This window comes from Streptomyces sp. NEAU-sy36 (genome assembly GCF_013423905.1).
GTDB lineage: Bacteria > Actinomycetota > Actinomycetes > Streptomycetales > Streptomycetaceae > Streptomyces > Streptomyces misionensis.
Window position 1 is genome coordinate 22,163 of sequence record NZ_CP058977.1, and the last position, 24,332, is coordinate 46,494.

General features: G+C 71.5%; 23 protein-coding genes and 2 tRNA genes. 15 read left to right on the plus strand and 10 right to left on the minus strand.

Going from position 1 to position 24,332, the window contains the following annotated elements:
• Positions 1 to 129 precede the first annotated feature (129 nt).
• On the plus strand, positions 130 to 1,461 hold the full coding sequence (locus HZZ00_RS00090; protein ID WP_257585579.1) for a hypothetical protein: 1,332 nt from the start codon (positions 130 to 132) through the stop codon (positions 1,459 to 1,461).
• Here HZZ00_RS00090 and HZZ00_RS00095 read toward each other — a convergent pair.
• Both HZZ00_RS00095 and HZZ00_RS00100 read right to left on the minus strand, forming a co-directional pair.
• On the minus strand, positions 1,425 to 2,762 hold the full coding sequence (locus HZZ00_RS00095) for a serine/threonine-protein kinase (protein ID WP_180330355.1): 1,338 nt from the start codon (positions 2,760 to 2,762) through the stop codon (positions 1,425 to 1,427). The genes HZZ00_RS00090 and HZZ00_RS00095 overlap by 37 nt on opposite strands.
• 64 nt (positions 2,763 to 2,826) lie before the next feature.
• The gene (locus HZZ00_RS00100) at positions 2,827 to 3,375 is read right to left on the minus strand and encodes a DNA-binding protein (RefSeq protein WP_070028904.1); all 549 of its coding nucleotides are present in this window, start codon (positions 3,373 to 3,375) and stop codon (positions 2,827 to 2,829) included.
• Between the two features lie 183 nt (positions 3,376 to 3,558).
• Here HZZ00_RS00100 and HZZ00_RS00105 point away from each other — a divergent pair.
• From HZZ00_RS00105 to HZZ00_RS00120, 4 genes are all read left to right on the plus strand, one after another.
• A tRNA-Ala gene (locus HZZ00_RS00105) sits at positions 3,559 to 3,631 on the plus strand.
• A 152-nt stretch (positions 3,632 to 3,783) separates the two neighbouring features.
• Complete coding sequence (locus HZZ00_RS00110; protein ID WP_180330354.1) at positions 3,784 to 4,200, plus strand: hypothetical protein; 417 nt, start codon at positions 3,784 to 3,786, stop codon at positions 4,198 to 4,200.
• Positions 4,190 to 4,846 (plus strand): DUF2690 domain-containing protein, encoded by a 657-nt coding sequence (locus HZZ00_RS00115; RefSeq protein WP_180330353.1) that lies wholly within the window; start codon positions 4,190 to 4,192, stop codon positions 4,844 to 4,846. The genes HZZ00_RS00110 and HZZ00_RS00115 overlap by 11 nt, the downstream gene beginning before the upstream one ends.
• 112 nt (positions 4,847 to 4,958) lie before the next feature.
• A complete protein-coding gene (locus HZZ00_RS00120; protein ID WP_239697906.1) occupies positions 4,959 to 5,387 on the plus strand; it encodes a hypothetical protein in 429 nt (142 codons plus the stop codon).
• Between the two features lie 80 nt (positions 5,388 to 5,467).
• On the opposite strand, the gene HZZ00_RS00125 is transcribed toward HZZ00_RS00120, so the two are convergent.
• Entirely contained in the window at positions 5,468 to 6,139 is a 672-nt protein-coding gene (locus HZZ00_RS00125) for a DUF5324 family protein (protein WP_180330352.1), read from the minus strand.
• Between the two features lie 193 nt (positions 6,140 to 6,332).
• On the opposite strand from HZZ00_RS00125, the gene HZZ00_RS00130 reads away from it, so the two are divergent.
• A complete protein-coding gene (locus HZZ00_RS00130) occupies positions 6,333 to 6,863 on the plus strand; it encodes a peptidylprolyl isomerase (RefSeq protein WP_070028912.1) in 531 nt (176 codons plus the stop codon).
• Positions 6,864 to 6,998: 135 nt separating this feature from the next.
• On the plus strand, positions 6,999 to 7,916 hold the full coding sequence (locus HZZ00_RS00135) for a rhomboid family intramembrane serine protease (protein ID WP_180330351.1): 918 nt from the start codon (positions 6,999 to 7,001) through the stop codon (positions 7,914 to 7,916).
• Positions 7,917 to 8,164: 248 nt separating this feature from the next.
• Here HZZ00_RS00135 and crgA read toward each other — a convergent pair whose 3' ends face one another.
• Positions 8,165 to 8,419 (minus strand): cell division protein CrgA, encoded by a 255-nt coding sequence (gene crgA / locus HZZ00_RS00140; protein WP_070028916.1) that lies wholly within the window; start codon positions 8,417 to 8,419, stop codon positions 8,165 to 8,167.
• A gap of 151 nt (positions 8,420 to 8,570) precedes the next feature.
• Here crgA and HZZ00_RS00145 point away from each other — a divergent pair, with 151 nt between their 5' ends.
• The 5 genes from HZZ00_RS00145 (at position 8,571) to HZZ00_RS00165 (ending at position 12,105) form a co-directional block, all read left to right on the plus strand.
• Positions 8,571 to 9,359, plus strand: a complete 789-nt coding sequence (locus tag HZZ00_RS00145) for a DUF881 domain-containing protein (protein WP_180330350.1) — start codon at positions 8,571 to 8,573, stop codon at positions 9,357 to 9,359.
• 137 nt (positions 9,360 to 9,496) lie between these two features.
• The gene (locus HZZ00_RS00150) at positions 9,497 to 9,658 is read left to right on the plus strand and encodes a hypothetical protein (RefSeq protein WP_107409144.1); all 162 of its coding nucleotides are present in this window, start codon (positions 9,497 to 9,499) and stop codon (positions 9,656 to 9,658) included.
• Positions 9,655 to 10,293, plus strand: a complete 639-nt coding sequence (locus HZZ00_RS00155) for an aminodeoxychorismate/anthranilate synthase component II (RefSeq protein WP_070028919.1) — start codon at positions 9,655 to 9,657, stop codon at positions 10,291 to 10,293. Before HZZ00_RS00150 ends, HZZ00_RS00155 begins: the two co-directional genes overlap by 4 nt.
• Positions 10,290 to 11,330, plus strand: a complete 1,041-nt coding sequence (locus tag HZZ00_RS00160) for a class E sortase (RefSeq protein WP_374028508.1) — start codon at positions 10,290 to 10,292, stop codon at positions 11,328 to 11,330. The genes HZZ00_RS00155 and HZZ00_RS00160 overlap by 4 nt, the downstream gene beginning before the upstream one ends.
• A gap of 13 nt (positions 11,331 to 11,343) precedes the next feature.
• Entirely contained in the window at positions 11,344 to 12,105 is a 762-nt protein-coding gene (locus HZZ00_RS00165) for a class E sortase (RefSeq protein WP_180330349.1), read from the plus strand.
• Between the two features lie 73 nt (positions 12,106 to 12,178).
• Here HZZ00_RS00165 and pknB read toward each other — a convergent pair whose 3' ends face one another.
• The 6 genes from pknB to HZZ00_RS00195 form a co-directional block, all read right to left on the minus strand.
• Positions 12,179 to 14,176, minus strand: a complete 1,998-nt coding sequence (gene pknB / locus HZZ00_RS00170) for a Stk1 family PASTA domain-containing Ser/Thr kinase (RefSeq protein ID WP_180330348.1) — start codon at positions 14,174 to 14,176, stop codon at positions 12,179 to 12,181.
• Between the two features lie 169 nt (positions 14,177 to 14,345).
• A complete protein-coding gene (locus tag HZZ00_RS00175; protein WP_180330347.1) occupies positions 14,346 to 15,821 on the minus strand; it encodes a penicillin-binding protein 2 in 1,476 nt (491 codons plus the stop codon).
• Positions 15,818 to 17,257: an FtsW/RodA/SpoVE family cell cycle protein gene (locus HZZ00_RS00180; protein ID WP_180330346.1), complete on the minus strand. Its 1,440-nt coding sequence runs from the start codon at positions 17,255 to 17,257 to the stop codon at positions 15,818 to 15,820. The genes HZZ00_RS00175 and HZZ00_RS00180 overlap by 4 nt, the downstream gene beginning before the upstream one ends.
• 27 nt (positions 17,258 to 17,284) lie before the next feature.
• Positions 17,285 to 18,847: a Stp1/IreP family PP2C-type Ser/Thr phosphatase gene (locus HZZ00_RS00185; protein ID WP_180330345.1), complete on the minus strand. Its 1,563-nt coding sequence runs from the start codon at positions 18,845 to 18,847 to the stop codon at positions 17,285 to 17,287.
• A 140-nt stretch (positions 18,848 to 18,987) separates the two neighbouring features.
• Positions 18,988 to 19,524 carry an FHA domain-containing protein gene (locus tag HZZ00_RS00190; protein WP_180330344.1) on the minus strand — a complete coding sequence of 179 codons (537 nt, stop codon included), beginning with the start codon at positions 19,522 to 19,524 and terminating at the stop codon, positions 18,988 to 18,990.
• Positions 19,525 to 19,534: 10 nt separating this feature from the next.
• Positions 19,535 to 20,404 (minus strand): DUF3662 and FHA domain-containing protein, encoded by an 870-nt coding sequence (locus HZZ00_RS00195; protein ID WP_180330343.1) that lies wholly within the window; start codon positions 20,402 to 20,404, stop codon positions 19,535 to 19,537.
• A gap of 834 nt (positions 20,405 to 21,238) precedes the next feature.
• Here HZZ00_RS00195 and HZZ00_RS00200 point away from each other — a divergent pair.
• The 3 genes from HZZ00_RS00200 to HZZ00_RS00210 all read left to right on the plus strand — a co-directional run bounded on the left by HZZ00_RS00200 (position 21,239) and on the right by HZZ00_RS00210 (position 24,278).
• Positions 21,239 to 21,322, plus strand: a tRNA-Leu gene (locus HZZ00_RS00200).
• A gap of 507 nt (positions 21,323 to 21,829) precedes the next feature.
• On the plus strand, positions 21,830 to 23,296 hold the full coding sequence (locus HZZ00_RS00205) for an MFS transporter (protein ID WP_180330342.1): 1,467 nt from the start codon (positions 21,830 to 21,832) through the stop codon (positions 23,294 to 23,296).
• A 388-nt stretch (positions 23,297 to 23,684) separates the two neighbouring features.
• Complete coding sequence (locus HZZ00_RS00210) at positions 23,685 to 24,278, plus strand: MarR family winged helix-turn-helix transcriptional regulator (RefSeq protein WP_257585577.1); 594 nt, start codon at positions 23,685 to 23,687, stop codon at positions 24,276 to 24,278.
• Positions 24,279 to 24,332 lie beyond the last annotated feature (54 nt).

A 24,332-nucleotide genomic window follows, 5' to 3' on the forward strand; every position in this document is an offset into this window, starting at 1 on the left:
GCGCGGTGTTTCGGACGGTCTCGCGCATTGCCCGGATGGCGCAGTGACTCCCGGGGCAGGATGGGCCACGGCCCGACCGCCCACCGCGGCGGGCGGCCACCGGAAGGCCGTGACACAGGGGGTGCACACGTGCGGCGGCACAGGCGTACGGCGTGGGGGCGCTACCGCGCTCCTCTGACGGCCGCGATCCTGGCACTGGGGCTGTGCGGCACCGGCGCGTTCCCCGCGGCCGCCGCTGGCGCCCCCGGCTACGCCTTCTCCCCCGGCGCCCGCACGGTCGAGGGCGCGACCGGCACCGCCGACGCCCCGCGGCTCGACGCCGGCCGGGTCTACCGGGGCTCCCTGCCCGAGCACGGCCGCCTCACCTACGACCTCCACCTCGCCGAGGCGGACGCCGACGCCACGGCCTACGTCCCCGTCACCGCCGTACCGCCCCCGGACGCCACCGTCACCGCCACCGACGGCATCCGGGTGTCCGTCCGGGACGCGCACGGCACGGCCTGCTCCTACGCCACCGCCCGCTTCGGCGCCGCGCTCAGCCCGCGCCCGGTCACCGCCCTCGGCAAGCGCGAGGCGGGCAAGGCGCTGTGCCAGGGCGCGGGGACCTACTCGGTGCTGGTCGAACGCCTCGACACCGGGAGCGTCGGCACCGGGTCGGCGGGGCGCTGGGACCTGGAGATCGCGCCCGTCCTCGAACCCCGGCTCAGCGCGCCAGGGCCCAGCGAGGCGCCCGGCTCCTGGGACTCCGCCACCCCCGAGCCGCTCGCCGGCGCCCCCCGGGACCTGACCGGCGGCGCGGGCTTCACCGCGGCCCGCCCGCTGGGCCAGGGGGTCTGGCGGACCACCCTGGTGCCCGGCCAGACGCAGTTCTACAAGGTGCCGCTGGACTGGGGCCGCCGGGTGCGGGCCACCGCCGAACTGGGCGGCGCCCAGGGGCACGGGTACGTCGGCGGCGCCCTGGACCTCGCCCTGTACAACCCCGTGCGCGGCCTGGCCGACGACGCCTCCCTCGGCTACACCGGTGTGCGCAGGCCCGTCTCCCTCGTCCCGCTCCCGCCGGTCGAGTACGCCAACCGGTACGCCGCGCCCGCCGCGGTCACCGCGCTGCGCTTCGCCGGCGACTACTGCCTGGTGCTGCACCTCAGCGACCGGCTCGGCGGCACGTTCGGGCGCGGGCCGTACGACGTGACGCTGCGGGTCCGCGTGGACGGCCGGGCGCACGCCGGGCCGGGGTACGCCGGGCGGCCGGTGCCGGACGGCGTCTTCACGGCCACGGAGGAGGGCGCGGTGGTGGCGCCCGTTCCCGTGGCGGGGGGCTCCCGGGGCGACGGGACCGCGCTGAGGCTCGTCGCGGCCGGCGGGTTCGGGCTGGGGACCGCGTCGCTGCTGGTGCTCGGCGGGTGGACGGTGGCGGCCCGGCGGGCTCAGAGCCGGTTCAGGGCCCAGAAGCCCACCGCGTAGCAGGCAAGCGCGAGCAGCAGCAGGCAGGCCACGGCCCCCGCCGGGGGACCGGGGCGGCGGGGGGCGCGCCGGGCGCGACGGCCGTGTGCGGGCGGGGTGCGGGGCGCGGCCGCGGTGGGCGCCGGGACGGGTGCCGGGGCGGCGGTGTAGGCGGCGGTGACGCTGTCGCCGGGCGGTGCGGGGGGCGGAACGCTGGGAGCGGGGGCGGCGGCCGGCAGCGGCGGTGCGGTGGGGGGAGGCGGTACGGACGGAAACGGTGTGGAGCCGGTGGCCAGGGGTGGCGGAATGCGGAAGCTCCCGGTGTCCGACAGGGAGCCGGTGCCGGTCGGCCCGGCCGGCGACCCGCTCGGATACCCGCTGTCGGTGCGCGGATCGGCGCCCGGGACGGCGACGGGCCGCCGGGCCCTCGACCTCTTGCCCTCCGGCCCGTTTGGCCCGAAGCCCTCGGGCAGTTCCGGGAGTTGGTCGAAGATCTCGATCGGCTCGTCGTCCAGGCCGCCGAGGTCCGGCAGGAGTTCCATGACCGGCGCGAGCCCTTTGCGCGCTCCGGTGGCGGTCTGGTACCGGGCCGCCGGATCGGGCTGGAGCAGCGCGGCGACGAACTCCCACAGGGGCGCGGGGATGTTCTTGGGCGCGCTCGGGGTGCCGTGCTCGGTGAAGTACCGTACGAGTTCCTTGGCGTCGGGCTTGGCGCCTTCGAGGAGGTACAGGGCGACCAGACCGACGGCGAACAGATCGGCGGTGAAGTCCGGGTCGGCTCCGGCGAGTTGCTCGGGGGCGAGGTAACCGGGCGTGCCCACCACGAGGTTGGTCTCGGTCAGCCGGGGCTCGCCGAACCGCATGGCGATGCCGAAGTCGGACAGCCGCAGTCGCGGCCGGCCGGTGCCGGTGGCTTCCAGGAGGATGTTGGCGGGCTTGATGTCGCGGTGCACGACGCCCTCCGCGTGCACGGCGGCGAGACCGGAGAGCAGCTGGTCCAGCAGGACGCAGACGAACGCCGGCGGCAGCGGACCGTAGTCGTTGACCAGGCTGACCAGGGAGCCGCCGGCGACCAGGTCCATGGTGAACAGCACTTTGTCGTCGTCGGCGGCCCAGCTGGCCGGGGCGAGGACGTGGGGGTGGTCGATCCGCAGGGCCTGCTCGCGCACGAAGCGCAGCAGGGAGTGGGCGTCGCGCTGCTGGAGCACCTTGGCGGCCACATAGCGCCGTCGGCGGTGGTCCCAGACGCGCCATACGACGCCCACGCCGCCGTGCCCGATCGGGTCGGCCAGCTCGTACCGGCCGGAGAACACCTCGCCCATGACTGCCCCAGCTCCTCCCCCTCGGGACCCCGCTTCCGCCCGGCCCCCCGAGCCGGGCGGGCGTTCAGTTCTGGTGGGACTGGTAGTGCGCGACCGCGTCGGAGGTGCGGCCGGCACCGTAGACGCGCAGGAACTCGGCGAGTTCGGGCTGGGTCGGGGCGAGGGCGTCCGCGGCCTCGATGATGTCGCTCGCGGCGGCCACCGAGCGCAGCAGCGACTGGATCTCCCGGACCACGCGCTTGACGGTGGGCGCGCCCGAACCGTTCGTCGACTGCGCGGTGTTGCTCAGCACGGAGCCCCCCTGCGACTTCTTGATCTCGTCCATCCGCTCGGTCGCCTCGGCGGCGCTGACGCTGCCGTCCGCCACCTGCGCCGCCAGCTCCTGCAGCTGCTGTACCCGCTGGACCACCGCGGGATTGCCGATCTTCGCCCGCTGCCCGCTCATCAGCTGGGACAGCATCGGAGCGGACAGCCCCAGGACCGCCGCGAGACGGGCCTGATTGAGGCCGAGATCGTCGATCAGCTTACGGAAGAGCGCCCCCAACGGCTCCCCGTACCAGTTCCGCTGCAGCTCCCGCGCTCTGGCGGTGGCTTCCTGCTGTGCGGCGTCCATTGCGTCTCCCCATCGCTTCCCCTGAAAACCGCGGTTCGCTGTAGCGAACCACGCCGAGCATCTTACGGAGCGTGGTCATCCGCGGGGACCCCCAATCTTTTTGCGGGATACGGGGGGTGACCCGGTACTCTGGTCTGCGGCACCGGCGGGCGCACACCCCCTCCGGTCGGCCACACCCTTCCCGGGGCCTTAGCTCAGTTGGTAGAGCGCCGTCTTTGCATGGCGGATGTCAGGGGTTCGACTCCCCTAGGCTCCACTGTCGAGAACCCCCTGACCTGCGGAAACGTCGGTCAGGGGGTTCTTTGGCGTATGAGCGTGCACATGTCCTGTTTTGGGGCCCCGAAGGATGTGTCGGGCCCGTCCCGGAGTGGAATCCCAACAACACGTCGGGGGAAAGGGGGACTTCGCATGGGGCGTGCGGTGCGCTGGGCGGTGGCGGTCGTGGCGGCCGTGGCCGTGTTCGTGCTGTGTGCGTGGCTCGTCAGAGTGGTGCCGTTCGAATGGCTTCCCGCGGACGACGGAGACCGGTGGGGAGTGGCGCTCGGATTCGCCGGGGCGGTCGCCGCCGCCGTCGGCGGGGCGGTCAACTGGTGGGCGGGACAGGGGGATACGTCATCTCCCGGGCGGCGGGTCAGGCAGACGGTCAGGGCCGGCGGGCGGGCCCGGGTGTACCAGGCGGGGCGTGATCTGCGGTCCGGGGACGGCGGGGCGGCGGCCGGCGGCGGGACCGCCGGTGATGTCGTGCAGCGGGCCAGGGTCTCCGGAGACGCGCGGGCCTTCCAGGCCGGCCGGGACCAGGACGTCCGGAGGAGCGGTGGCCGGTAGGAGGAAACCCGGGCGGGGAGACCAGCGCACCCGGGCGTCGGGCAGCGCGAAGGTGCACCAGGCCGGCCGGGACATCGTCTACCACGGGTCCGTCACCTATCAGGACTCCGGATCGCGCGGACGGCACGCGGTGTGGGCCGCCGGGTCCGTCCTGGGGCTGGCGCTGCTGGTGCTGGCGATCTTCTTCCTCACCCGGTCGGATCCGGGGCACGGCGCCTCGGCCTCCGCGTCCCTGTCGGCCCGGGTGTCCCCCACCGCTTCCTGCGACGGCGACGGCTGCCTGGGGGTGGATCCCGCCACCACCGTCTGCCAGAACGACGCGGGCACCCTCCTCACCGGCCGTGACTTCGGAGTCCTGGTCGAGCTGCGCTACAGCCCCCGCTGCCATGCCGCCTGGGCCAAGATGAGCGGCAGCTCGGAGGGCGACTGGATCCAGGTCTTCGGCCGGCACCAGGACCGCGAGGAGTACCGCCAGCAGTACGGCGCCGACGCCCACACCGCGATGGTGGGCGTGCGCGATGCCGGGCAGGCCCGCGCCTGCGCGCTGGTCGCGTCCCGCGGCACGGTGTGCGCCACCACGCCCGCGAGCCCCGGCCCCGGCCACAGCGCTGTTTCGACCGCTTCCCGCGGTCCGGGCGGGCGGTAGCCGGACGGCTGCGGTCGCAGGTCCGGGTGATTGCGGTGATCCTGTCAGAGAAGCGTGGCTTGCTCGCGGCCGCCGTGCGTAGGCGGCCGCGCCGCACAGGAAGGCGACGCCCATGACGTCGATATCCGACAAGTCGGAGCGCGGGCACGGGGGCCCCGGCCGTGAACGCACGCTCGACAGCGCGTCCCGGGCCGCCGGGGCCCTGCTGATGCTCAGCGGGCCGCTCAGCATTCTGATGGGCGCGGCCGGTATCGCGGAGGACAGCCTGTTCGCCACCTCGAACGGGTACGCCTACAACTTTCCCCTGACGGCGTGGGGCATCATCCACCTCGTCATCGGCATGGCGCTCACCGTCGCGGGCCTCGGTGTGCTGGCGGGCGCGAGCTGGGGCCGCGGGGCCGGCGTGGTGACGGCGGGCGTCAGCCTGATCACCCAGTTCATGTTCGTGCCGTTCTACCCGGGCTGGGCGATCCCGGTGATGGCCCTGGACCTGCTGATCCTGTTCGCCCTGACCAGGTCCCACATCGAGGCCGCCCGCTGACTTCCCCGTTTCACGTGAAACGGGCCCGGGGCCGGAGCGCACACGCGCTTCCGGCCCCGGGCCCGTTCCGCGAGAAGCGTTCAGACCTGTCCGTCGCCGTCCGTGGTGGCGGTCCCCTCGGGGCCGCTGCCGTCCACCGAGCCGATGCCACCCGACTCGGGGACCTCCGTCGCGGCCGGTGGCTCGACCAGCCAATCGGGGTTGGCCTGGCGCTCCCACCACTTCCAGGCGGCGAAGGCGCCGCCCGCCACCAGGGCCGTCAGCCCCAGCAGCTTGGCGACCCGGCCGGCCCGGCACCGGCACGCCTTGCGGCGGGCGAGCTTCTGGATGTCCTTCGCGGAGACCTGGCCGCGCAGCGCGGCCAGCGCGGCGGCACCCCGGGCCGCGGCCTCGTCCGCCACCGGCCCGGCCGCGGCCATCGCCTGCTCGATCCGGGGCCGTGAGTACTCGGCCGTCTGCCGGGCGGCCTTGCGGGCGCGACAGGCGGCCTCCTGCGCCGCCAGGTCGACCTTCGGCGGGACATAGGTGCGCCGGGCCTGTTCCAGACGCGGGGCGAGCCGGGCGTCGTACTGCACGCGGGCCTGTTCGGCGGCCTGCGACACCACGGGCGCCAGCCGTACGCGTGCCTCCTGCGCGTAATGCGCGGCACGCTCCTTGGCCGTGTCGGCGTAGGGCGCCACCACGTCCGCGGCGTGCAGCACGCTGTCCTTCGCCGAGCCGGTCGCGGCGCGCACGCTGTCAATGCGGGTCACGGGTTCCTCCTCCTCGGTGGCGTACGGTATTTCGACTTTCCACCCTTTTACGGATCATGCCTGCGAACGGCCCGGGCGGCATGTGCGGGCGCGCATATGGGTGCCGATCGCTCCTTCGGTTGGCCGACTGGCGCCGTGGTGGGCCATACGTGCGAGGATCGGGGCGTCACAGGAAGACAACGGAAGGCAGATCGTGGCTGAGCAGCTTTACGCCACCCTGAAGACCAACCACGGCGACATCGAGGTCCGGCTGTTCCCGAACCACGCGCCCAAGACGGTCCAGAACTTTGTCGAGCTGGCCAAGGGCGAGCGCGAGTGGACTCACCCCGAGTCCGGCAAGAAGAGCAACGACCCGCTCTACGACGGCACGATCTTCCACCGTGTCATCAGCGGTTTCATGATCCAGGGCGGTGACCCGCTGGGCACCGGCATCGGCGGTCCGGGCTACAAGTTCGGGGACGAGTTCCACCCCGACCTGGCCTTCACCAAGCCCTACCTGCTCGCGATGGCGAACGCCGGCCCGGGCACCAACGGCTCGCAGTTCTTCATCACGGTCGCCCCGACGACCTGGCTGACCGGCAAGCACACCATCTTCGGTGAGGTCAGCACGGACGCCGGCAAGAAGGTCGTGGACGAGATCGCGGGCGTGAAGACCGGCCGCAACGACCGTCCGGTCCAGGACGTCGTCATCGAGTCGGTCGTCGTCGAGACCCGCGAGGGCTGAGTCCGCGCCGGGGTCGCTCACCGGGGGACCCGGTTCCCCCGGAACGCCCCACAGGGAACCAATCGCCCCGCTCGTCCGTAAGGATGAGCGGGGCGGGGTATGTGCCGGGTGAGCGCCACGAGGAGCGAGGGGAACATGGACCACGTCGCAAGCAGCGCACCGGACGCCCGGAGCGTGCCCGTGTGCTACCGGCACCCGGACCGCGAGACCGGCGTGCGCTGCACCCGCTGCGAGCGCCCCATCTGCCCCGAGTGCATGGTCAGCGCCTCCGTCGGCTTCCAGTGCCCCGAGTGCGTCCACGGCGGCGGTCCGGCCCCGAGCGGCGGGGGAGGCGGCGGTACGGCGCGTCCGATGGCCGCGGCCCGGCCGCGCACCATCACCGGGGGCACCATGACGGCGGATCCCCGGCTGCTCACCAAGGTGCTGATCGGGATCAACCTCGCGGTGTTCCTGGTGCAGCTCGCCGTCGGCGAGAGCTTCACCCAGCGGTTCGAGCTGATCGGCCGGGCCTACACCCCTCTGCTGCCGGGGATACAGGGCATCGCCGAGGGCCAGTACTTCCGCCTGCTGACCGCCATGTTCCTGCACGGCGGGTACGCCCACATCCTGTTCAACATGCTCAGCCTGTGGTGGATCGGCGGTCCCCTGGAAGCGGCGCTCGGGCGCGCCCGTTATCTCACCCTGTACTTCGTCTCGGGCCTGGCCGGCAGCGCGCTCACCTATCTGATCGCCGCGCCGAACCAGCCGTCGCTCGGCGCCTCCGGGGCGCTCTTCGGCCTCTTCGGCGCCACCGGTGTGCTGATGCGCCGGCTCAACTACGATCTGCGACCGCTCGTCGCCCTGCTGGTCGTCAACCTGATCATCACCTTCACCCCCGGCTTCAACATCGCCTGGGAGGCGCACGTCGGCGGCCTGGTCGCGGGCGTCGTCGCCGGGTACGCGATGGTGCACGCACCACGCCGCAACCGGGCGCTCGTCCAGTACGGCACCTGTGCGCTCGTGCTGGTGGTGGTGGCCGTTCTCACCCTGGTCAGAACGGGTCAGCTCACCTGACGCGGCACAGTTGTCCACAGCGGGTGTCGGATCTTGTGCATACGGTGCGGGATCAGCTGCGACCCTTACCGCTCGGATGAGTTTTCGCAGGTGATGCGGGGTGCGAACGGGTGTGTGGGAGCCGGTACGGCAGTCGTACCGGCGTCAATGCCCGATGAGTTATCCACAGATCGTAGTCTTTTCCCCAGGGGGATGTGGAAATCCTCAGGCCTGTGGATAACTCGGCGGAGAAGCCGTGGGCAGAGCCCCTACTTCCACTGCGTGGAGACACCGAACCCGGCGGCGATGAAGCCGAAGCCGACCACGATGTTCCAGTTGTCCAGCGCGTCGATGGGCAGCGAGCCGTCGGTCACATAGAAGACGACGATCCAGGCCAGACCGATGACGAACATGGCCAGCATGACGGGGGCGACCCAGCCGCTGTTGTTCAGCTTGATCGCCGCGGCCTGCTTCGCCGGCGGCGGCGTGAAGTCGGCCTTCTTGCGGATACGTGACTTCGGCACGAGGGTCTCTCCTGTCGATGCGCTGCGTGGCCGCGCAGGTAACGGGTCGGGCTCGGGGCAGCGTACAAGGGGCCAACATGACGACTCTGTGTGCTCCCCCGGGCGTCCGTTAGCGTAGTGCTTCCGCGGCGCCGAAGGAGATAAGGGTACGTTGAGCAATTCTGCCGACTCCCCCGGTACGGGAGCAATGGGTTCCGGCCCCCGCCGCAGGCCACGGGTGCGCCCGGTGCGGATCCTCACGGCGGCCGTCTTCGCCCTCGCGGGCCTGATCTTCTTCACCAGCTTCGACACCGCCAGGGGCACCGACATCCGCCAGGACGGCTCCCTGCTGAAGCTGTCCGACCTGATCCAGCAGCGCAGCCGCAAGAACAAGGACATGGACGAGTCCAACGCCGCCCTGCGCGACGGCGTGGAGTCCCTGGCCGCGAGCGACGGCGGCAGCACCAAGGCCCAGGACCGGCGGCTCACCGGGCTGGAGAAGAGCGCCGGCACCGAGAAGCTCACCGGCAGGGCGGTCACCGTCACCCTCAACGACGCCCCGCCCAACGCCACCGCCAAGCTCCCCGGCTATCCCCCGCCGCAGCCCGACTACCTGGTCATCCACCAGCAGGACCTGCAAGCCGTGGTGAACGCCCTGTGGCAGGGCGGCGCCAAGGGGATCAAGGTCATGGACCAGCGGCTGATCTCCACCAGCGCGGTGCGCTGCGTCGGCAACACCCTGATCCTCCAGGGCCGGGTCTACTCCCCGCCGTACAAGATCACGGCGATCGGGGACCCGGGGCGGCTCCAGCGGGCGCTCGCGGACAGCAAGGCGATCCAGACCTACATGGTGTACGTCAACGTCTACGGCCTCGGCTGGAAAGTCACCGACGACGGCACCGTCACCCTTCCGGGTTACTCGGGCACCGTGGACCTGCACTACGCGAAGCCCGTGCGGTAGCCGTCGGCCTCGCCGGGCGCGCCCGGACTCCACCGAGCCTGTGGAGTCAGGCGAACCGGAGGCGCCGCGCCGCTAGTCTGGTGACGTACGGCGTGTGTCTGGTGCCGTAGGGACACGGAAGGGACGGCAAGGACGGCATGTACGGCTGGATCTGGCGGCATCTGCCGGGAAACGCGTGGGTGAGGGCGCTGATCTCCGTCCTCCTGGTCCTCGCCGTGGTCTACGTCCTGTTCCAGTACGTCTTCCCGTGGGCCGAACCGCTGCTGCCCTTCAACGATGTGACGGTGGACAACCAGTGAGTGCGCGCATTCTCGTCGTGGACAACTACGACAGCTTCGTCTTCAACCTCGTCCAGTACCTGTACCAGCTGGGCGCCGAGTGCGAGGTGCTGCGCAACGACGAGGTGTCGACCGCGCACGCCCAGGACGGCTTCGACGGCGTCCTCCTCTCGCCCGGTCCCGGCACCCCGGAGCAGGCCGGCGTCTGCGTGGAGATGGTCCGCCACTGCGCGGCCACCGGGGTGCCGGTCTTCGGCGTGTGCCTCGGCATGCAGTCGATGCAGGTGGCGTACGGCGGCGTGGTGGACCGGGCGCCGGAACTGCTGCACGGCAAGACCTCGCCGGTCGAGCACGAGGGCAAGGGCGTCTTCGCCGGGCTGCCCTCGCCGTTCACCGCGACCCGCTACCACTCGCTGGCGGCCGAGCCCGCGACGGTCCCGGCCGAGCTGGAGGTGACCGCCCGCACGCACGACGGCATCATCATGGGCCTGCGCCACCGGGAACTCCCCGTCGAGGGCGTGCAGTTCCACCCGGAGTCGGTGCTCACCGAGCACGGGCACCGGATGCTGGCCAACTGGCTGGAGGAGTGCGGCGACCAGGGTGCCGTGGCGAGGTCGGCGGGGCTCGCCCCGGTGGTGGGCAGGGCCACGGCGTGACCGCCCTGCGCCCCGAGCGCGAGGACGTGGACGGCGGCGGGCGGCCGTACGAGTCCCCCGTCGGTGCGCCCGGCGCGGTCCCCTTCGACGACGAGACGATGGCGCTGCGGATCGCCGACCCGGCGTCCATGAGGGCGCGCAGAGGCCCTCTGGGGCCCTCTGGAGCCCCGTCGGCCCCTTCCGTCACCGGACCGGCCCCCGGCGGTCGTGCGGGCCGCAGGAGGGCGGCCAAGCATCGCGGCGGGCGCCGTGGCGGGAACCGCGAGCCCGCCGCCTCCGGAAGACCGGCGCCGGGGCGGGCGGAGTCCGACCCGGACCGTCCGCCGAGCCGGGTGGAGGCCCGGCGGCGGGCGCGGCAGGCCAGGCCCGGCCCGGCGGTGGTCGCGAGCCGGGTGCTCGGCGAGGTGTTCATCACCACCGGCGTGCTGATGCTGCTGTTCGTCACCTACCAGCTGTGGTGGACCAACGTGCGGGCGCACGCGCAGGCCGGCAGCGAGGCCCACCAGCTCCAGGACGACTGGGCGAACGGCAGGCGCAACCCCGGGGTCTTCTCGCCCGGCCAGGGCTTCGCCATCCTGCACATCCCCAAGCTGGACGTGGTGGCGCCGATCGCGGAGGGCGTCAGCACCACCCGGGTGCTCGACAAGGGCATGGTCGGGCACTACGGCGAGGCGCCGCTGAAGACGGCGATGCCCGACGCGAAGACCGGAAACTTCGGGCTGGCCGCGCACCGCAACACCCATGGCGAGCCGTTCCGGTACATCAACCGGCTCACCCCCGGCGACCCGGTCGTGGTCGAGACCCAGGACACCTACTACGTCTACAAGGTGACGTCGACCCTGCCGGTCACCTCCCCGTCCAACACCAGCGTGCTGGACCCCGTACCCAGGGGCTCGGGCTTCACCAGGCCCGGCCGCTACATCACCCTGACCACCTGTACACCGGAGTTCACCAGCAAGTACCGGCTGATCGTCTGGGGCAAGATGGTCGAGGTTCGCCCCCGCAGCAAGGGCAAGCCGGACGCGCTCCTCGAGTAAGGGCTAGGACACTGTGGCAGCGACCGCCGACGAGAACGAAGCGACCGACGAAACCACTGCCCCGCCCGGACCGGAGCCCGCCGAGCGGCGCCGGCGGCCGGGCAGGATCGCGCAGGCCGTCAGCGTCTTCGGTGAACTGCTCATCACGCTGGGCGTGTTGCTCGGCCTGTTCGTCGTCTACTCGCTGTGGTGGACGAACGTGCTGGCGGACCGCAAGGCCGACAGGCAGGCCGACAAGGTGCGCCAGCACTGGGCGCAGCAGAAGGACTCGGGACCGGGCGCGCTGGACACCAAGGACGGCATCGGCTTCCTGCACGTGCCCGCGATGAAGAACGGCACGGTCCTGGTCGAGAAGGGCACCGGCACCGACGTCCTCAACGGCGGTGTGGCCGGTTACTACACCGACCCGGTCAAGGCCACGCTCCCGACGACCGGCAAGGAGGGCAACTTCGCCCTCGCCGCCCACCGCGACGGACACGGCGCCAAGTTCCACAACATCGACAAGCTGGAGAAGGGCGACCCGATCGTCTTCGAGACCCGGGACGACTGGTACGTCTACAAGGTCTTCGCGATCCTTCCGGAGACCTCGAAGTACGACATCGGCGTGGTCGACCCGGTTCCCGAGGAGTCCGGCAGGAAGAAGCCCGGCCACTACATCACGCTGACCACCTGCACGCCCGTCTACACCTCGCGCTACCGCTACGTCGTCTGGGGCGAACTGGTCCGGGTGCAGAAGGTCGACGGCAAGCGCACCCCGCCCGCGGAACTGCGCTGAACCACCGAGGCGACGAACGGGCCCCCGCCGGAGGAATCCGGCGGGGGCCCGTTCGTCCAGGCGCGCGCGGGGATCAGCCGTGCAGGCCGCCGAAGAAGTTGGCGCCGTTGTCGTTGCCGTTGCCGTTGTTGCCCTGGCCGCCGCCGATGGTGACCACGTCGATGGCCTGGCCCTGGTTCACCTGGGTGCCCGGCGGCGGGTTGGAGCTGACGACGATCGCGTTGTCGTCGCCGCCGTTCTGGACGTTGCCGAGCTGCAGACCCGCCTGCTGGAGCATCTGCTTGACCTGCCCGAGCTTCTTGCCCACGATGCCCGGGACCTGGACCTGGCTGGCCTGCTGGGCCTTGCCGACGTTGATCGCGACGGGCGTGTTCTTGGAGACCTGCTGCCCGGCCGGCGGGTTGGTCGAAAGGACCTTGCCGTTGTCGTCCGGGTTGTCGGTGGGCTGGTCGTTGCAGCTCGGCACCAGGCCCATGCCCTGCAGCTCGGCCTTGGCCTCGTCACAGGACTTGCCGACGACGTCGCTCGGGATGGTCACCTTCTCCTCCGCCTTGGCGACGGTGAGGGTGATCGTGGTGCCCTTCTGCTTGCTGCTGCCGCCCTCGGGGTCCTGAGCGGTGACGACGCCCGGCGTCTGGGTGGACACCTCGTCCTTGCGCTCGACGTTGAAGCCCTTGTCCTTGAGCTGCGTCTCCGCCTGGTCGTACTGGATGCCGCGGACGTCGGGCACGGTCACCTTGGGGGCGCCCGTGGAGATCACCAGGTGGATGGTGGTGTTCTTGTCCACCTGGGTGCCCTTGGCCGGGTCCTGCGAGCACACGAGGCCCTTGGGCTGGCTCTCGCAGGGCTTGCGGTCGGTGACGTCGACCTTCAGATCGACGTTGGCGGCGGTGTCGGCGGCCTGCTTCTCGGTCTCGCCGACGAGATTGGGCGCGGAGAGCTTGCCGTCCGCGCCGTGCCCGCTGAACGCGTACTTGCCGATCAGGATGGCGCCGATCAGCACCAGCACACCGGCGACGATCAGCAGGATCGTGGAGGTGTTCTTCTTCTTCGGCTGCTGGCGGCGCCGGTCGGGGCGGTCGTCGTAGCCGAAGCCGCCGTCGTCCGGGCCCATCGGCGGGAGCATGGTGGTGGCCGCCGCCTGCGCTTCCGGGCGCAGCGCCGCCGTCGCCTGGTCGTCGCCGTAGCCGGCGTAGCCGACCGCGCCCATCGCGGCCGTGGCCCCGACCGGCTGGCCGTCCAGGCACGCCTCGATGTCGGCGCGCATCTCGTCGGCCGACTGGTAGCGGTAGTCGGGGTCCTTGACCAGCGCCTTGAGGACGATCGCGTCCATCTCGGGGGTGATCTCGGGATCGAAGACCGAGGGCGGCTGGGGCTCCTCGCGGACGTGCTGGTAGGCCACGGCCACCGGGGAGTCGCCGACGAAGGGCGGGCGGACGGTCAGCAGCTCGTAGAGGAGGCAGCCCGTGGAGTAGAGGTCGGAACGGGCGTCCACCTGCTCGCCCTTGGCCTGCTCGGGCGAGAGGTACTGGGCCGTGCCGATGACCGCCGCGGTCTGCGTCATCGTCATGCCGGCGTCGCCCATCGCGCGGGCGATGCCGAAGTCCATCACCTTGACCTGACCGTTGCGGGTCAGCATCACGTTGGCCGGCTTGATGTCGCGGTGGACGATGCCGCTGCGGTGCGCGTACTCCAGGCCCTGGAGGATGCCGATGGTCATTTCCATGGCGCGCTCGGGCAGCAGCTTGCGCCCCGAGTGCAGCAGCTCGCGCAGGGTGGAACCGTCGACGTACTCCATCACGATGTACGGGATGGAGACCCCGTCGATGTAGTCCTCGCCCGTGTCGTAGACCGCGACGATCGCAGGATGGTTGAGCGAGGCGGCCGACTGGGCCTCCCGGCGGAACCGGGCCTGGAAGGACGGGTCGCGCGCGAGGTCGGCGCGCAGCGTCTTCACCGCCACGGTGCGGCCGAGCCTGGTGTCATGCGCGAGGTAGACCTCCGCCATGCCACCACGGCCGAGCACCTGGCCCAGCTCGTACCGGCCGCCGAGGCGACGCGGCTCTTCCATAGCTACCTACCAGCCCTCTCCGTCGGTCTCGGCCGACACATCGCTGTGCGCCGAGGCTGCCGTCCGGGCCTACGGTACCCGGCTCCCTTTGTATGACCTGGCCAAGTCCGGAACCCGATATCGGACCGGTATCGCAACGTGCGTCGATGTGAAGGCGCTGTGATGGGGGTCACTTCTTGGAGTTGATGACCGCCTCCATCACGTTCTTCGCGATCGGCGCGGCCAGGCCGCCGCCGGAGATGTCGTCACGGTTGGCCTGGTCGTCCTCGATCACCACGGCCACGGCCACCGGGGAGCTGCCGTCGGGGAGCTTGGCGTAGGAGATGAACCACGCGTACGGGTTGGCGCTGTTGGCCACACCGTGCTGGGCGGTACCGGTCTTGCCGCCGACGACGACGCCGGGGATCTTGGCACTGGTACCGGTGCCCTTGTCGACCACGGTCTCCATCATCGACTGGAGGATCTGCGCGTTCTGCGGCGACAGCGGCCGGCTCATCTCCTGCGGCTTGGTCTTCTCCACCGGGTCGAGGTTGGAGGCCTCCAGCTCGTCCACCATGTACGGCTTCATCAGCTTGCCGTCGTTGGCGACCGCCGAGGCGACCATGGCCATCTGGAGCGGGGTGGCGGCGGTGTTGTACTGGCCGATGGAGGACAGCGCGGTCTGCGAGGTGTTCATGTCCTTGGAGAACACCGAGGCGTTGGAGCGCACCGGGGTGAACTGCTCCGCGTCGAAGCCGAACTTCTTCGCCTCCTCCAGCATCTTGTCATTGCCGAGGTCGGCGCCGATCTTGCCGAAGACGGTGTTGCAGGAGTACTGGAGCGCGACCCGCATGGTGGCGTTCTTGCAGGGCAGGTTGCCCTCGTTGGGCAGCGGCCGCGTGGTGCCCGGCATGATCCAGGGCAGCGGGGAGTCGGTCGGCTGGTCCGCGGAGGTGTACTTGCCGTTCTCCAGCGCCGCCGCGGCGGTGACCACCTTGAAGGTCGAGCCCGGCGGGTAGGTCTCGCGCAACGCCCGGTTGAGCGTCGGGTCGGCCGGGTTGTTCTCCTTCAGCAGCTTGTTCCTGGCCGCGGCGTCCGCGTCGGTGTTGCCCGCGAAGGACGAGGGGTCGTACGACGGGAAGGAGGCCAGCGCCAGGATCTTGCCGGTGGACGGCTCCAGCGCGACGACCGCGCCCTTGCCGCCCTGCTTCTTGAGACCGTCGTACGCGGCCTTCTGCGCGGCGCCGTTGAGGGTGGTGACGACGTTGCCGCCCTGCTTCGGCTTGCCCGTGATCATGTCCAGGGTGTTGCGGAAGAAGAGCCGGTCGTCGTTGCCGGTGAGGATGTCGTCGTCCAGGTTCTCCAGCTGGGTGCCGCCGAAGGCCTGGGAGGAGTAGCCGGTCACCGGGGCCCACATGGGCCCGTCCTTGTAGGTGCGCTTGTATTTGAAGTCGCCGTGCTTGACCTCGGTCGAGCCGGTGATCGGGTTGCCGTCCACGATGATGTCGCCGCGCGGCGCGGCGTACCGCTCGATGGCGACCCGCCGGTTGAGCGTGTCGGTGCGCAGGCTGTCCGCCTTGACGTACTGGAGGTAGTTGTCGCGGACGAGCAGGGCCAGGATCAGCAGACCGCAGAAGATGGCGATCCGGCGCAGGGGCTTGTTCATGACGGGCGGACCACCTGGGTCATCTCGGCGTCGGGGTTGGCTGCGGGGGCGGGCGCCGGGCGGCGGGCGGTGTCGCTGATGCGGATCAGGACGCCGATCAGCGCCCAGTTGGCGATCACGGAGGAACCGCCGTACGCGAGGAACGGCATGGTCATACCGGTGAGCGGGATGAGGCCCATCACACCGCCGGCCACGACGAACACCTGGAGCGCGAAGGCGCCGGACAGGCCGATGGCCAGCAGCTTGCCGAACGGGTCGCGGGCGGCGAGGGCGGTGCGCACGCCGCGTTCCGCGATCAGGCCGTAGATCAGCAGGATCGCCATGATGCCCGCCAGGCCCAGTTCCTCGCCGAAGGTGGCGAGGATGAAGTCGGAGTTGGCGGCGAACTTGATCAGCTCCGAGTGGCCCTGGCCCCAGCCGGTGCCGAGGGTGCCGCCGGAACCGAAGGCCCACAGCGCCTGCATGGCCTGCTCGGAGTGGCCGCCGACGCCCTGCTGGGAGAGCTTGTACTCCTTCAGCGGGTCGAGCCAGGCCTGCACACGCATCTTCACGTGGGGCTCGAAGCTCGCCACGCCGACCGCGCCGGCCCCGGACATCAGCAGACCGAAGACGATCCAGCTGGTCCGCTCGGTGGCGACGTACAGCATGATCACGAACATGCCGAAGAACAGCAGCGACGTACCGAGGTCGGTCTCGAAGACCAGGATCAGGATGGACATCGCCCAGACCACGAGGATCGGGCCGAGGTCGCGGCCGCGGGGCAGGTAGAGGCCCATGAAGCGGCGGCTGGCGAGGGCCAGCGCGTCCCGCTTCACCATCAGGTAGCCGGCGAAGAAGATCGCCAGCACGATCTTCGCGAACTCGCCGGGCTGGATGGTGAAGCCGCCGACCGAGATCCAGATCTTGGCGCCGTAGACGTTCAGACCGAGGCCCGGGACCAGCGGGAGCAGCAGCAGGAGCAGCGCCGCCACCATGGAGATGTAGGTGTAGCGCTGGAACGCGCGGTGGTCCTTGAGGAAGTACAGGACGGCCACGAACAGGGCGATGCCCATGGCTGTGTACATGAGCTGGTTGGTCGCCTTGCCGCCCGCGACGTGGATCTGCTGGAGCGCCTTGGACTGGTCGAGCCGCCAGATGCAGACCAGACCGAGCCCGTTGAGCAGGGTGGCCAGCGGCAGCAGCAGCGGGTCGGCGTACGGCGCGAACTTCCGTACGACGAGATGGGCCACGCCGGCCAGCAGGCCGAGGCCCAGGCCGTAGCTCAGCAGCCCGGCGGGCACCTGGTTGTCGATGGCCAGGCCCACGTTGGCGTAGGCGAACACCGGGATGAGCACCGCGAAGATCAGCAGGGCCAGCTCGGTGTTGCGGCGGCTCGGCGCGCCGATCGCGCCGATGGTGGACGTGTGGTGCGTCGGCGAGTTAGTCGTACTGCTCATCGTGTGACAGGGCCTCTCACGGCTTGCCTACTGCTTACCGCACAGCGAGACGACCTTCTGCTCATCCTCCGAGAGGGTGGGGCCGGGGCTGGGGGTCGCGGACGGGGTCGTGGTCGAAGACTTCGAGGATCCCGGGGCTGCCGGGGAGGTCGCGGTCGCCTTCGGGTTCGTGGTCGCGGTCGTCCGGGTGAAGGCGGCACGGCTCACGGTGCCCGTACCGGTCCCGGCGCCGCCGGCGGTCTTGCCCGTGTGCGGCTTGCCCGGCTGGGTGCGCTCGGCATCCTGCCGCTCGGACTCCTTCTTGCAGGCGGAGGCCTGCACGGACAGCTCCTGGATCTTCGACTGGGCGTCCTTGAGGCCGCCCTCGGCGATCGTCGCCTTCACCTGCTTCTGCTGGTACGACGGCAGGTACTTGAGTTCGATCTCCGGGTGGTCCTTCTCGATCTTCGACAGCGACACCCAGGCCAGGTCCTGGCTGATCCCGCGGTACAGCGCGACGTGCTCCTCGTTGGCGCCGACGTAGTACTGCGTCTGCGTCCAGCGGTAGCCGCCGTACAGTCCGCCGCCGACGACCGCGAGGGCCAGGGCGCTGTAGAGCGATGCCTTCAGCCATCTGCGGCCTTTGCGGGGCTTGGTGAAGTCGCCGTCGGCGTACTCGTCGAAGCTGCCCGACGGGGCGTAGCCGGCGCTGTCGCCGGAGCCGGGCGGGCCGAACTCGCCGCCGCCGTGGCCCTGCCTGCCGAGGTGGGAGGCGCGCCCGGCCGGGGTCTGCATGATGCCGTTGTCGTGCAGGTGGAGCTGGTTCTCGGCGACCGCGCCGACCACGACCGGCTGGTCGGACAGCTGGCCCGCGAGGGTGTCGCCGGTGTCCAGGTCGAGGACGTCGGCCACGATCACGGTGATGTTGTCCGGGCCGCCGCCGCGCAGCGCGAGCTGGATCAGCTCCTGCACCGTCTCCTGCGGGCCCTGGTAGCTGGCGAGGGTCTCCTCCATCGTCTGGTGGGAGACGACGCCGGACAGGCCGTCGGAGCAGATCAGATAGCGGTCGCCGGCGCGGACCTCGCGGATGGACAGGTCGGGCTCGACGTGGTCGCCGCTGCCGAGGGCGCGCATCAGCAGGGAGCGCTGCGGATGCGTCGTCGCCTCCTCCTCGGTGATCCGGCCCTCGTCCACGAGCCGCTGCACCCAGGTGTGGTCCTGGGTGATCTGCGTGAGCACTCCGTCCCGCAGCAGGTAGGCGCGCGAGTCGCCGACGTGCACCAGACCGAGCCGCTGCCCGGTCCACAGCAGCGCGGTGAGCGTGGTCCCCATGCCCTCCAGCTGGGGGTCCTCCTCGACCATGGAGCGCAGCTGGTCGTTGGCGCGCTGCACGGCCACGCCGAGGGAGGTGAGGATGTCGGAGCCGGGCACGTCGTCGTCGAGCGTGACCAGGCTGGAGATGACCTCGGAGGAGGCGACCTCGCCGGCCGCCTGGCCGCCCATGCCGTCGGCGATCGCCAGCAGGCGGGTGCCGGCGTAACCGGAGTCCTCGTTGCCCTCGCGGATCATGCCCTTGTGCGAACCGGCGGCAAAGCGCAGTGACAGACTCATGCGCACCTCGCCCGTCGGCTCCGAATGCAGCCGGTCGTGTCGAGCCACACTGCCCACCCTCCGGTCGGGAGCGCACCGGGGACCGGACGGCGGTCCGCCGCTGCGTGCTCGCTCCGCTCGCGCTCACTCATGATGTAGCACTACTTCCGCAGCTCGATGACGGTCTTGCCGATGCGGATCGGCGCGCCCAGCGGGATCGGTGTGGGGGTCGTCAGCCGGGACCGCTCCAGGTAGGTGCCGTTGGTCGACCCGAGGTCCTCGACGATCCACTGGCCGCCCTGGTCCGGGTAGATCCTGGCATGACGGCTGGAGGCGTAGTCGTCGTCCAGCACGATGGTGGAGTCGTGCGCACGGCCCAGGGTGATCGTCTGGCCCTGAAGCGCGACGGTGGTGCCGGTCAGCGTGCCTTCGGTCACGACCAGCTTGCTGGGAGCGTTGCGCCCGCGCCGGCCGCCGCCGCTCTGCTGGCCGCGCTGCTGCGGGGGAGCGGCCTGCTGCTGCCGGGCCGCCGCCCGGCCGGCGGCGGGCTGGGCCCGCCCGGTGTCCCTACGCGATCCGCGCTGGGTGACGCGCGTACCGAACAGGTCGCTGCGGATGACCTGCACGGCCACGATCACGAACAGCCACAGTACGGCCAGGAAACCCAGCCGCATGACCGTGAGGGTCAGCTCTGACATTGCCCCCGCTTCACCCTTCGGCTTGCCTATAGATAACGGTGGTGCTGCCCACGACGATCCGCGAGCCGTCGCGGAGCGTAGCGCGGGTGGTGTGCTGCCCGTCCACCACGATGCCGTTGGTGGAGCCGAGATCCTGGATCGTCGAGGGCGTTCCGGTCCGGATCTCGCAGTGCCGGCGGGAGACGCCGGGGTCGTCGATCCGCACGTCGGCCTCGGTGCTGCGGCCCAGCACCAGGGTCGGCCGGGAGATCTGGTGGCGGGTGCCGTTGATCTCGATCCAGTAGCGGGTGCGCCCGCCGCTCATCGGGGCGGCCGCGGGACGCTGGGTGGCGGGCTGCGGGTAGCCGTAGCCGCCGGGGCGGGCGCCGGGCGGCGGGGCGGAGGGCATCGGGGGGACGCCGGCGGGCGGGTAGCCGTACCCGCCCTGACCGGGGCGTCCGGCGGCCGGTGCCGCGGGGCTCGGCGCCGCCTGGGCCGGCCCGGGCGCCGCGGCCTGCTGGTCGCTGGAGGAGGCGAGGGTGCGCGAGCGCACCCGGTACAGCCCGGTGTCCAGGTCGTCGGCCTTCTCCAGGTTGACCTTGATCGGGCCCATGAAGGTGTAGCGCTGCTGCTTCGCGTAGTCACGCACCATGCCGGCCAGCTCGTCGCCGAGCTGGCCGGAGTAGGGGCTGAGGCGCTCGTAGTCGGGCGCGCTGAGCTCCACGATGAAGTCGTTCGGTACGACGGTGCGGTCGCGGTTCCAGATCGTGGCGTTGTTGTCGCACTCGCGCTGCAGCGCGCCGGCGATCTCCACAGGCTGGACCTCGGACTTGAAGACCTTGGCGAAGGTGCCGTTCACCAGACCTTCGAGACGCTGCTCGAACTTCTTCAGGACTCCCATGGGGCACCTCCTCCGTCCTTTGCCGTTTCCTTGCCCTGCTCTGTGTACTGCTGTGTGCGTTGCCTTGCCGGGTACCGCCGGTACTGCTTCCGGTACTGCTTACTGATCGTATCCACGCCCCCGGCAAACAGCCGGTTCCCCCAGCCGGTCCGCTTCGAACTCCTCCCCGGACCAGCGCGCGGGAACCCTTCCCGGCATGGATCGTAGAGGCGGCCGAGCACCAGTGTCCCGCACCCGGCCTCGCTCCCGGCCCGCCTCCTGGGGAGATGGCCGGGACCGGTACGAGGTTGATACGTGAACCAGGTCTCCTTGATACGAGAACCACCACGTGAACCGGCTCTCCTTCATACGCGCCGGAGAGGCGCGGCGCTGTGCGGATGGTCACGGGTGTGGGGACGGTCACGGTGGCGGCGGGGTGGGTGGTCCCGGTGAGGTGGTCGCGGTGGGGTGGTCGCGGTGGGGGCGAGGGGTCGGGGGGCGATCGGAGGTGGTCGGGGGACCGAGGGATCGGGGGATCGGGGAGGCGCGGGGCGTCGGAGGTTGATGTGGAGCCGTGGTGCGGAGCGGTGGGGTGGAGGGGGGTGGCGATCGGGGACGACGTGGTGGGGCGACGGGTGGGGTGCCGGATGGGGCGACGGCCACCCGGCCGCCGGGGCACGGGTGGTGGCCGGGTGGCGCGGACGGCATGGCGGACCCCGGCTGTTCCGGGCCGGGAAGCCCCGGCTGATCCGGGCCGGGAAGTAGGGATGTGAACCCACCCCGTACGACGTGCTAATGTTCTGCATGTCGGAAGGGGCCAGCCCGAAAGGGAAGGAACCGGAAGACACACCCAATGCGCGGGTGGCGGAATAGGCAGACGCGCTGGATTCAGGTTCCAGTGCCCGAAAGGGCGTGGGGGTTCAACTCCCCCCTCGCGCACAGTGAGAATGGGCGGCATCGCAACGGCGATGCCGCCCATTCCTCTTTCTACGGCTGTTGTCCGGGCCCCTGCCCGCATTCGCCCGGATCTTCTCCGAGCCATCTCCGGGCCATCCCCCGGTGTTCCAACGCGATCTCACGCGAGGTGCGGGGTGGGCGCGCGTGTGTGTGAGGAAGCTCTCAAGGGGCCGGTGGTCGCATGCGCCTCTTCGGAGCCGCGACGTGTCCTCCGCGGACAACACCCGCCGGGGCGAGGCTGATTGGGGGTCGTCCCATCGGCACGCTCGCTCCGGGCGAGGGCAACACCGGGTAGGCCGTAACCCAGTTGGCGCGGCGGGCGAGGCCGGGGCGTCTCCGGCAGGTCTGCCGCATGGACGGGCCGGGCTGTCGTAAGGGTCGGTGCGGGGGTCGGGTGCGGTGCGGGACGTGAGGGTGGGTGCGGCCCGGGGCGTAGGGGCCGAATAGAACGCTGGCCAAGTATTTCGGTGACCGATGTAATCTGGAGGCATGGCCACCGACACCCGACCGCGTGCGTCCGGACGGCGCGGGCTCGTGCTGCTCACTGTGGAGCGGCCGCGCCCCGAGTCGGTACGGGCACGGCCGAACGGCTGGTGGCTGGCCGTGGCCACGGTGTGCTTCGGCGCCTTCATGGGACAGCTGGACGCCAGCATCGTCACGCTCACCTACGGCGGTCTGCGCTCCGGCTTCCACGCCTCGCTGGCCGCCGTCGAGTGGGTCTCGCTGGCCTATCTGCTGGCCCTGGTGGCGTTGCTGGTGCCCGCCGGGCGGCTGGCCGACGCCCATGGCCGCAAGCTCCTCTACCTCTACGGTTTCGCCGTCTTCACGCTGGCCTCCGCCGCCTGCGGCTTCGCCCCCTCACTGACCGCACTCGTGGTGTTCCGCGTGGTCCAGGCGGCCGGGGCGGCCATGATGCAGGCCAACAGTGTGGCCCTGGTCACCACCAGCGCGCCGCGCGAGCGGATGCGCAGCGCCCTCGGGGTGCAGGCCGCCGCGCAGGCCCTCGGGCTTGCGCTGGGGCCGACCGTCGGCGGGGCCCTGGTGGCGACGCTGGGCTGGCGCTGGGTGTTCTGGGTGAATGTGCCCGTCGGCGTGATCGCCCTGGTCGGCGGGCACTATCTGCTGCCCCGCACCCGGGCCAGGACCCGGGTCACCCACTTCGACTGGCCTGGGCTCCTGTTGCTGGCGACCGCGACCACCAGTGCCCTGCTGGGCGTCTCCGCGGCCTCCGGGCTGCCGGTGCCCGGCTGGGGCGTGGCCGTGCTGTTCGCGCTGGCGGCCTGCGCCGGTCCGGCCTTCGTCCGGCGCCAGCGACGGGCGGCCGCGCCGCTGCTGGACCTGGCCCTGCTGCGCGTACGGGCCGTGACGTACGGGCTGGTGGGCGCGCTGAGCGGCTATCTGGTGCTGTTCGGGCCGCTGGTGCTGGTACCGGTCGTGCTCACCGCGCGGGGCGTGTCCGAGCTGACCGCCGGGCTGGTGCTCACCGCCCTGCCGGCCGGGTTCGCGTTGGCCGCGACCGGCGGCGACCGGCTGCTGCCGTGCGGCCTCGCCGACCGGACCCGCTGTCTGGCCGGTGCCGGTGTGTTCACCCTGGCGATGGCCGGACTGCTGCTCGTCCCGCCGTCCGTCGGCCCGCTGGTGCCGCTGCTGGCGGTGACCGGGCTGGGGCTCGGACTGTTCACCCCGGCCAACAACGCCCTGATCATGGGCGCGATACCGGCGCGGTCCTCCGGCACGGGCGGGGGGCTGGTCAACATGACCCGGGGGCTCGGCACCGCGCTCGGCGTCGCCCTGGTGACGCTGGCCCTGCAACTGTCGGGAACCGGCAGCGACAGCGCCCTCCGGGCCGGGCTGCGCTGGTCCGCGGTGGTGCTGGTGGGCGCGTCACTGGTCGCGGTGTGGGCGGCCTGGGCCGGCCCCAAGGGGGAGAGTCCGCGGGAGAGGGCAGGCTCGTGAGAGAGCGGACCGGAGCCCAGTGACGGGGGTGGGTTCATGGGCCGGGGTCCGGGAACGGGCGGATTCGGGGGCCGGGGCCCGGGGACGGGACGGATTCACGGGGCTGCGGCCGGGCTGGAGACCGGGGGGGGCAGGGGTCACGTTCGCGGACCGAGGGCCGGATTCGTGGGCTGGTGGCTGGGCCACGGGGCCGGGACCGAGGCCGGGGATGGTGGCCGTGTTCGCGGGCCGGTGGTGCCGGGCGCGGGGGCCGTGTTCGCGGGGCGGTGGCTGGGCCGGGGTCCGGGAACGAAGGGTGGATTCGTGGGCCGGTGGCGCGGGGGCCGGGGACGGGTTCCCGGTTCAGCGGGCCGGCCGTTTCCCGGTGGGGCCCGGCTAGGCTTTCCGCATGTCCGCGCAGCCACGCCCCGACGTCTCCGCGCCCGGCCCCGCCGCCCGTGCGCCCGAGGCCCGTCTGCTCACCGAGGCCGTCACCCGGCTGCGCCGCGCGCTGCGTTCCTCGATCCGCACCGACTACCCGTGGGAGACCCTTCCCATGGCGCAGGTCGAACTGCTCCAGGTGCTGGGCGAGCACTCTCCCGCCCGGATCAGCGACCTGGCCGCCCGGCGGCGCCTGGCGCCGAGCACCGTCAGCGGGCTGATCGGCCAGATGATCACCGCCGGGCTGGTCGCGCGCGACGTCGACTCCGCCGACCGCCGCGCCTCGGTGGTCACCCTCACCGACGCCGGCCGCGAGAAGCTCGCGGCCTGGAACACCGCCCACGAACGCCGCATCGACGCCGCCCTCGCCGCGCTCGACGACGACTCCCGCACGGCCATCGGGAACGCCCTGCCCGCGCTGTTCCGGCTGGCGGAGAACCTGGGCGGGGAGACGGGGGAGGGAGCGAGGGAGGACACGACGGCCGGCGCGGCGAAGGGTGCCACCGAGGGGGTGGCAGAGGATGCCACCGAGGGGGCCGCGGAGGGCGCGAGGGGGCGATGAACTCGACTGCGGCCTGGACGAGTTGTCCGAGATCGGGCCGCTTCGGGCGGTGGA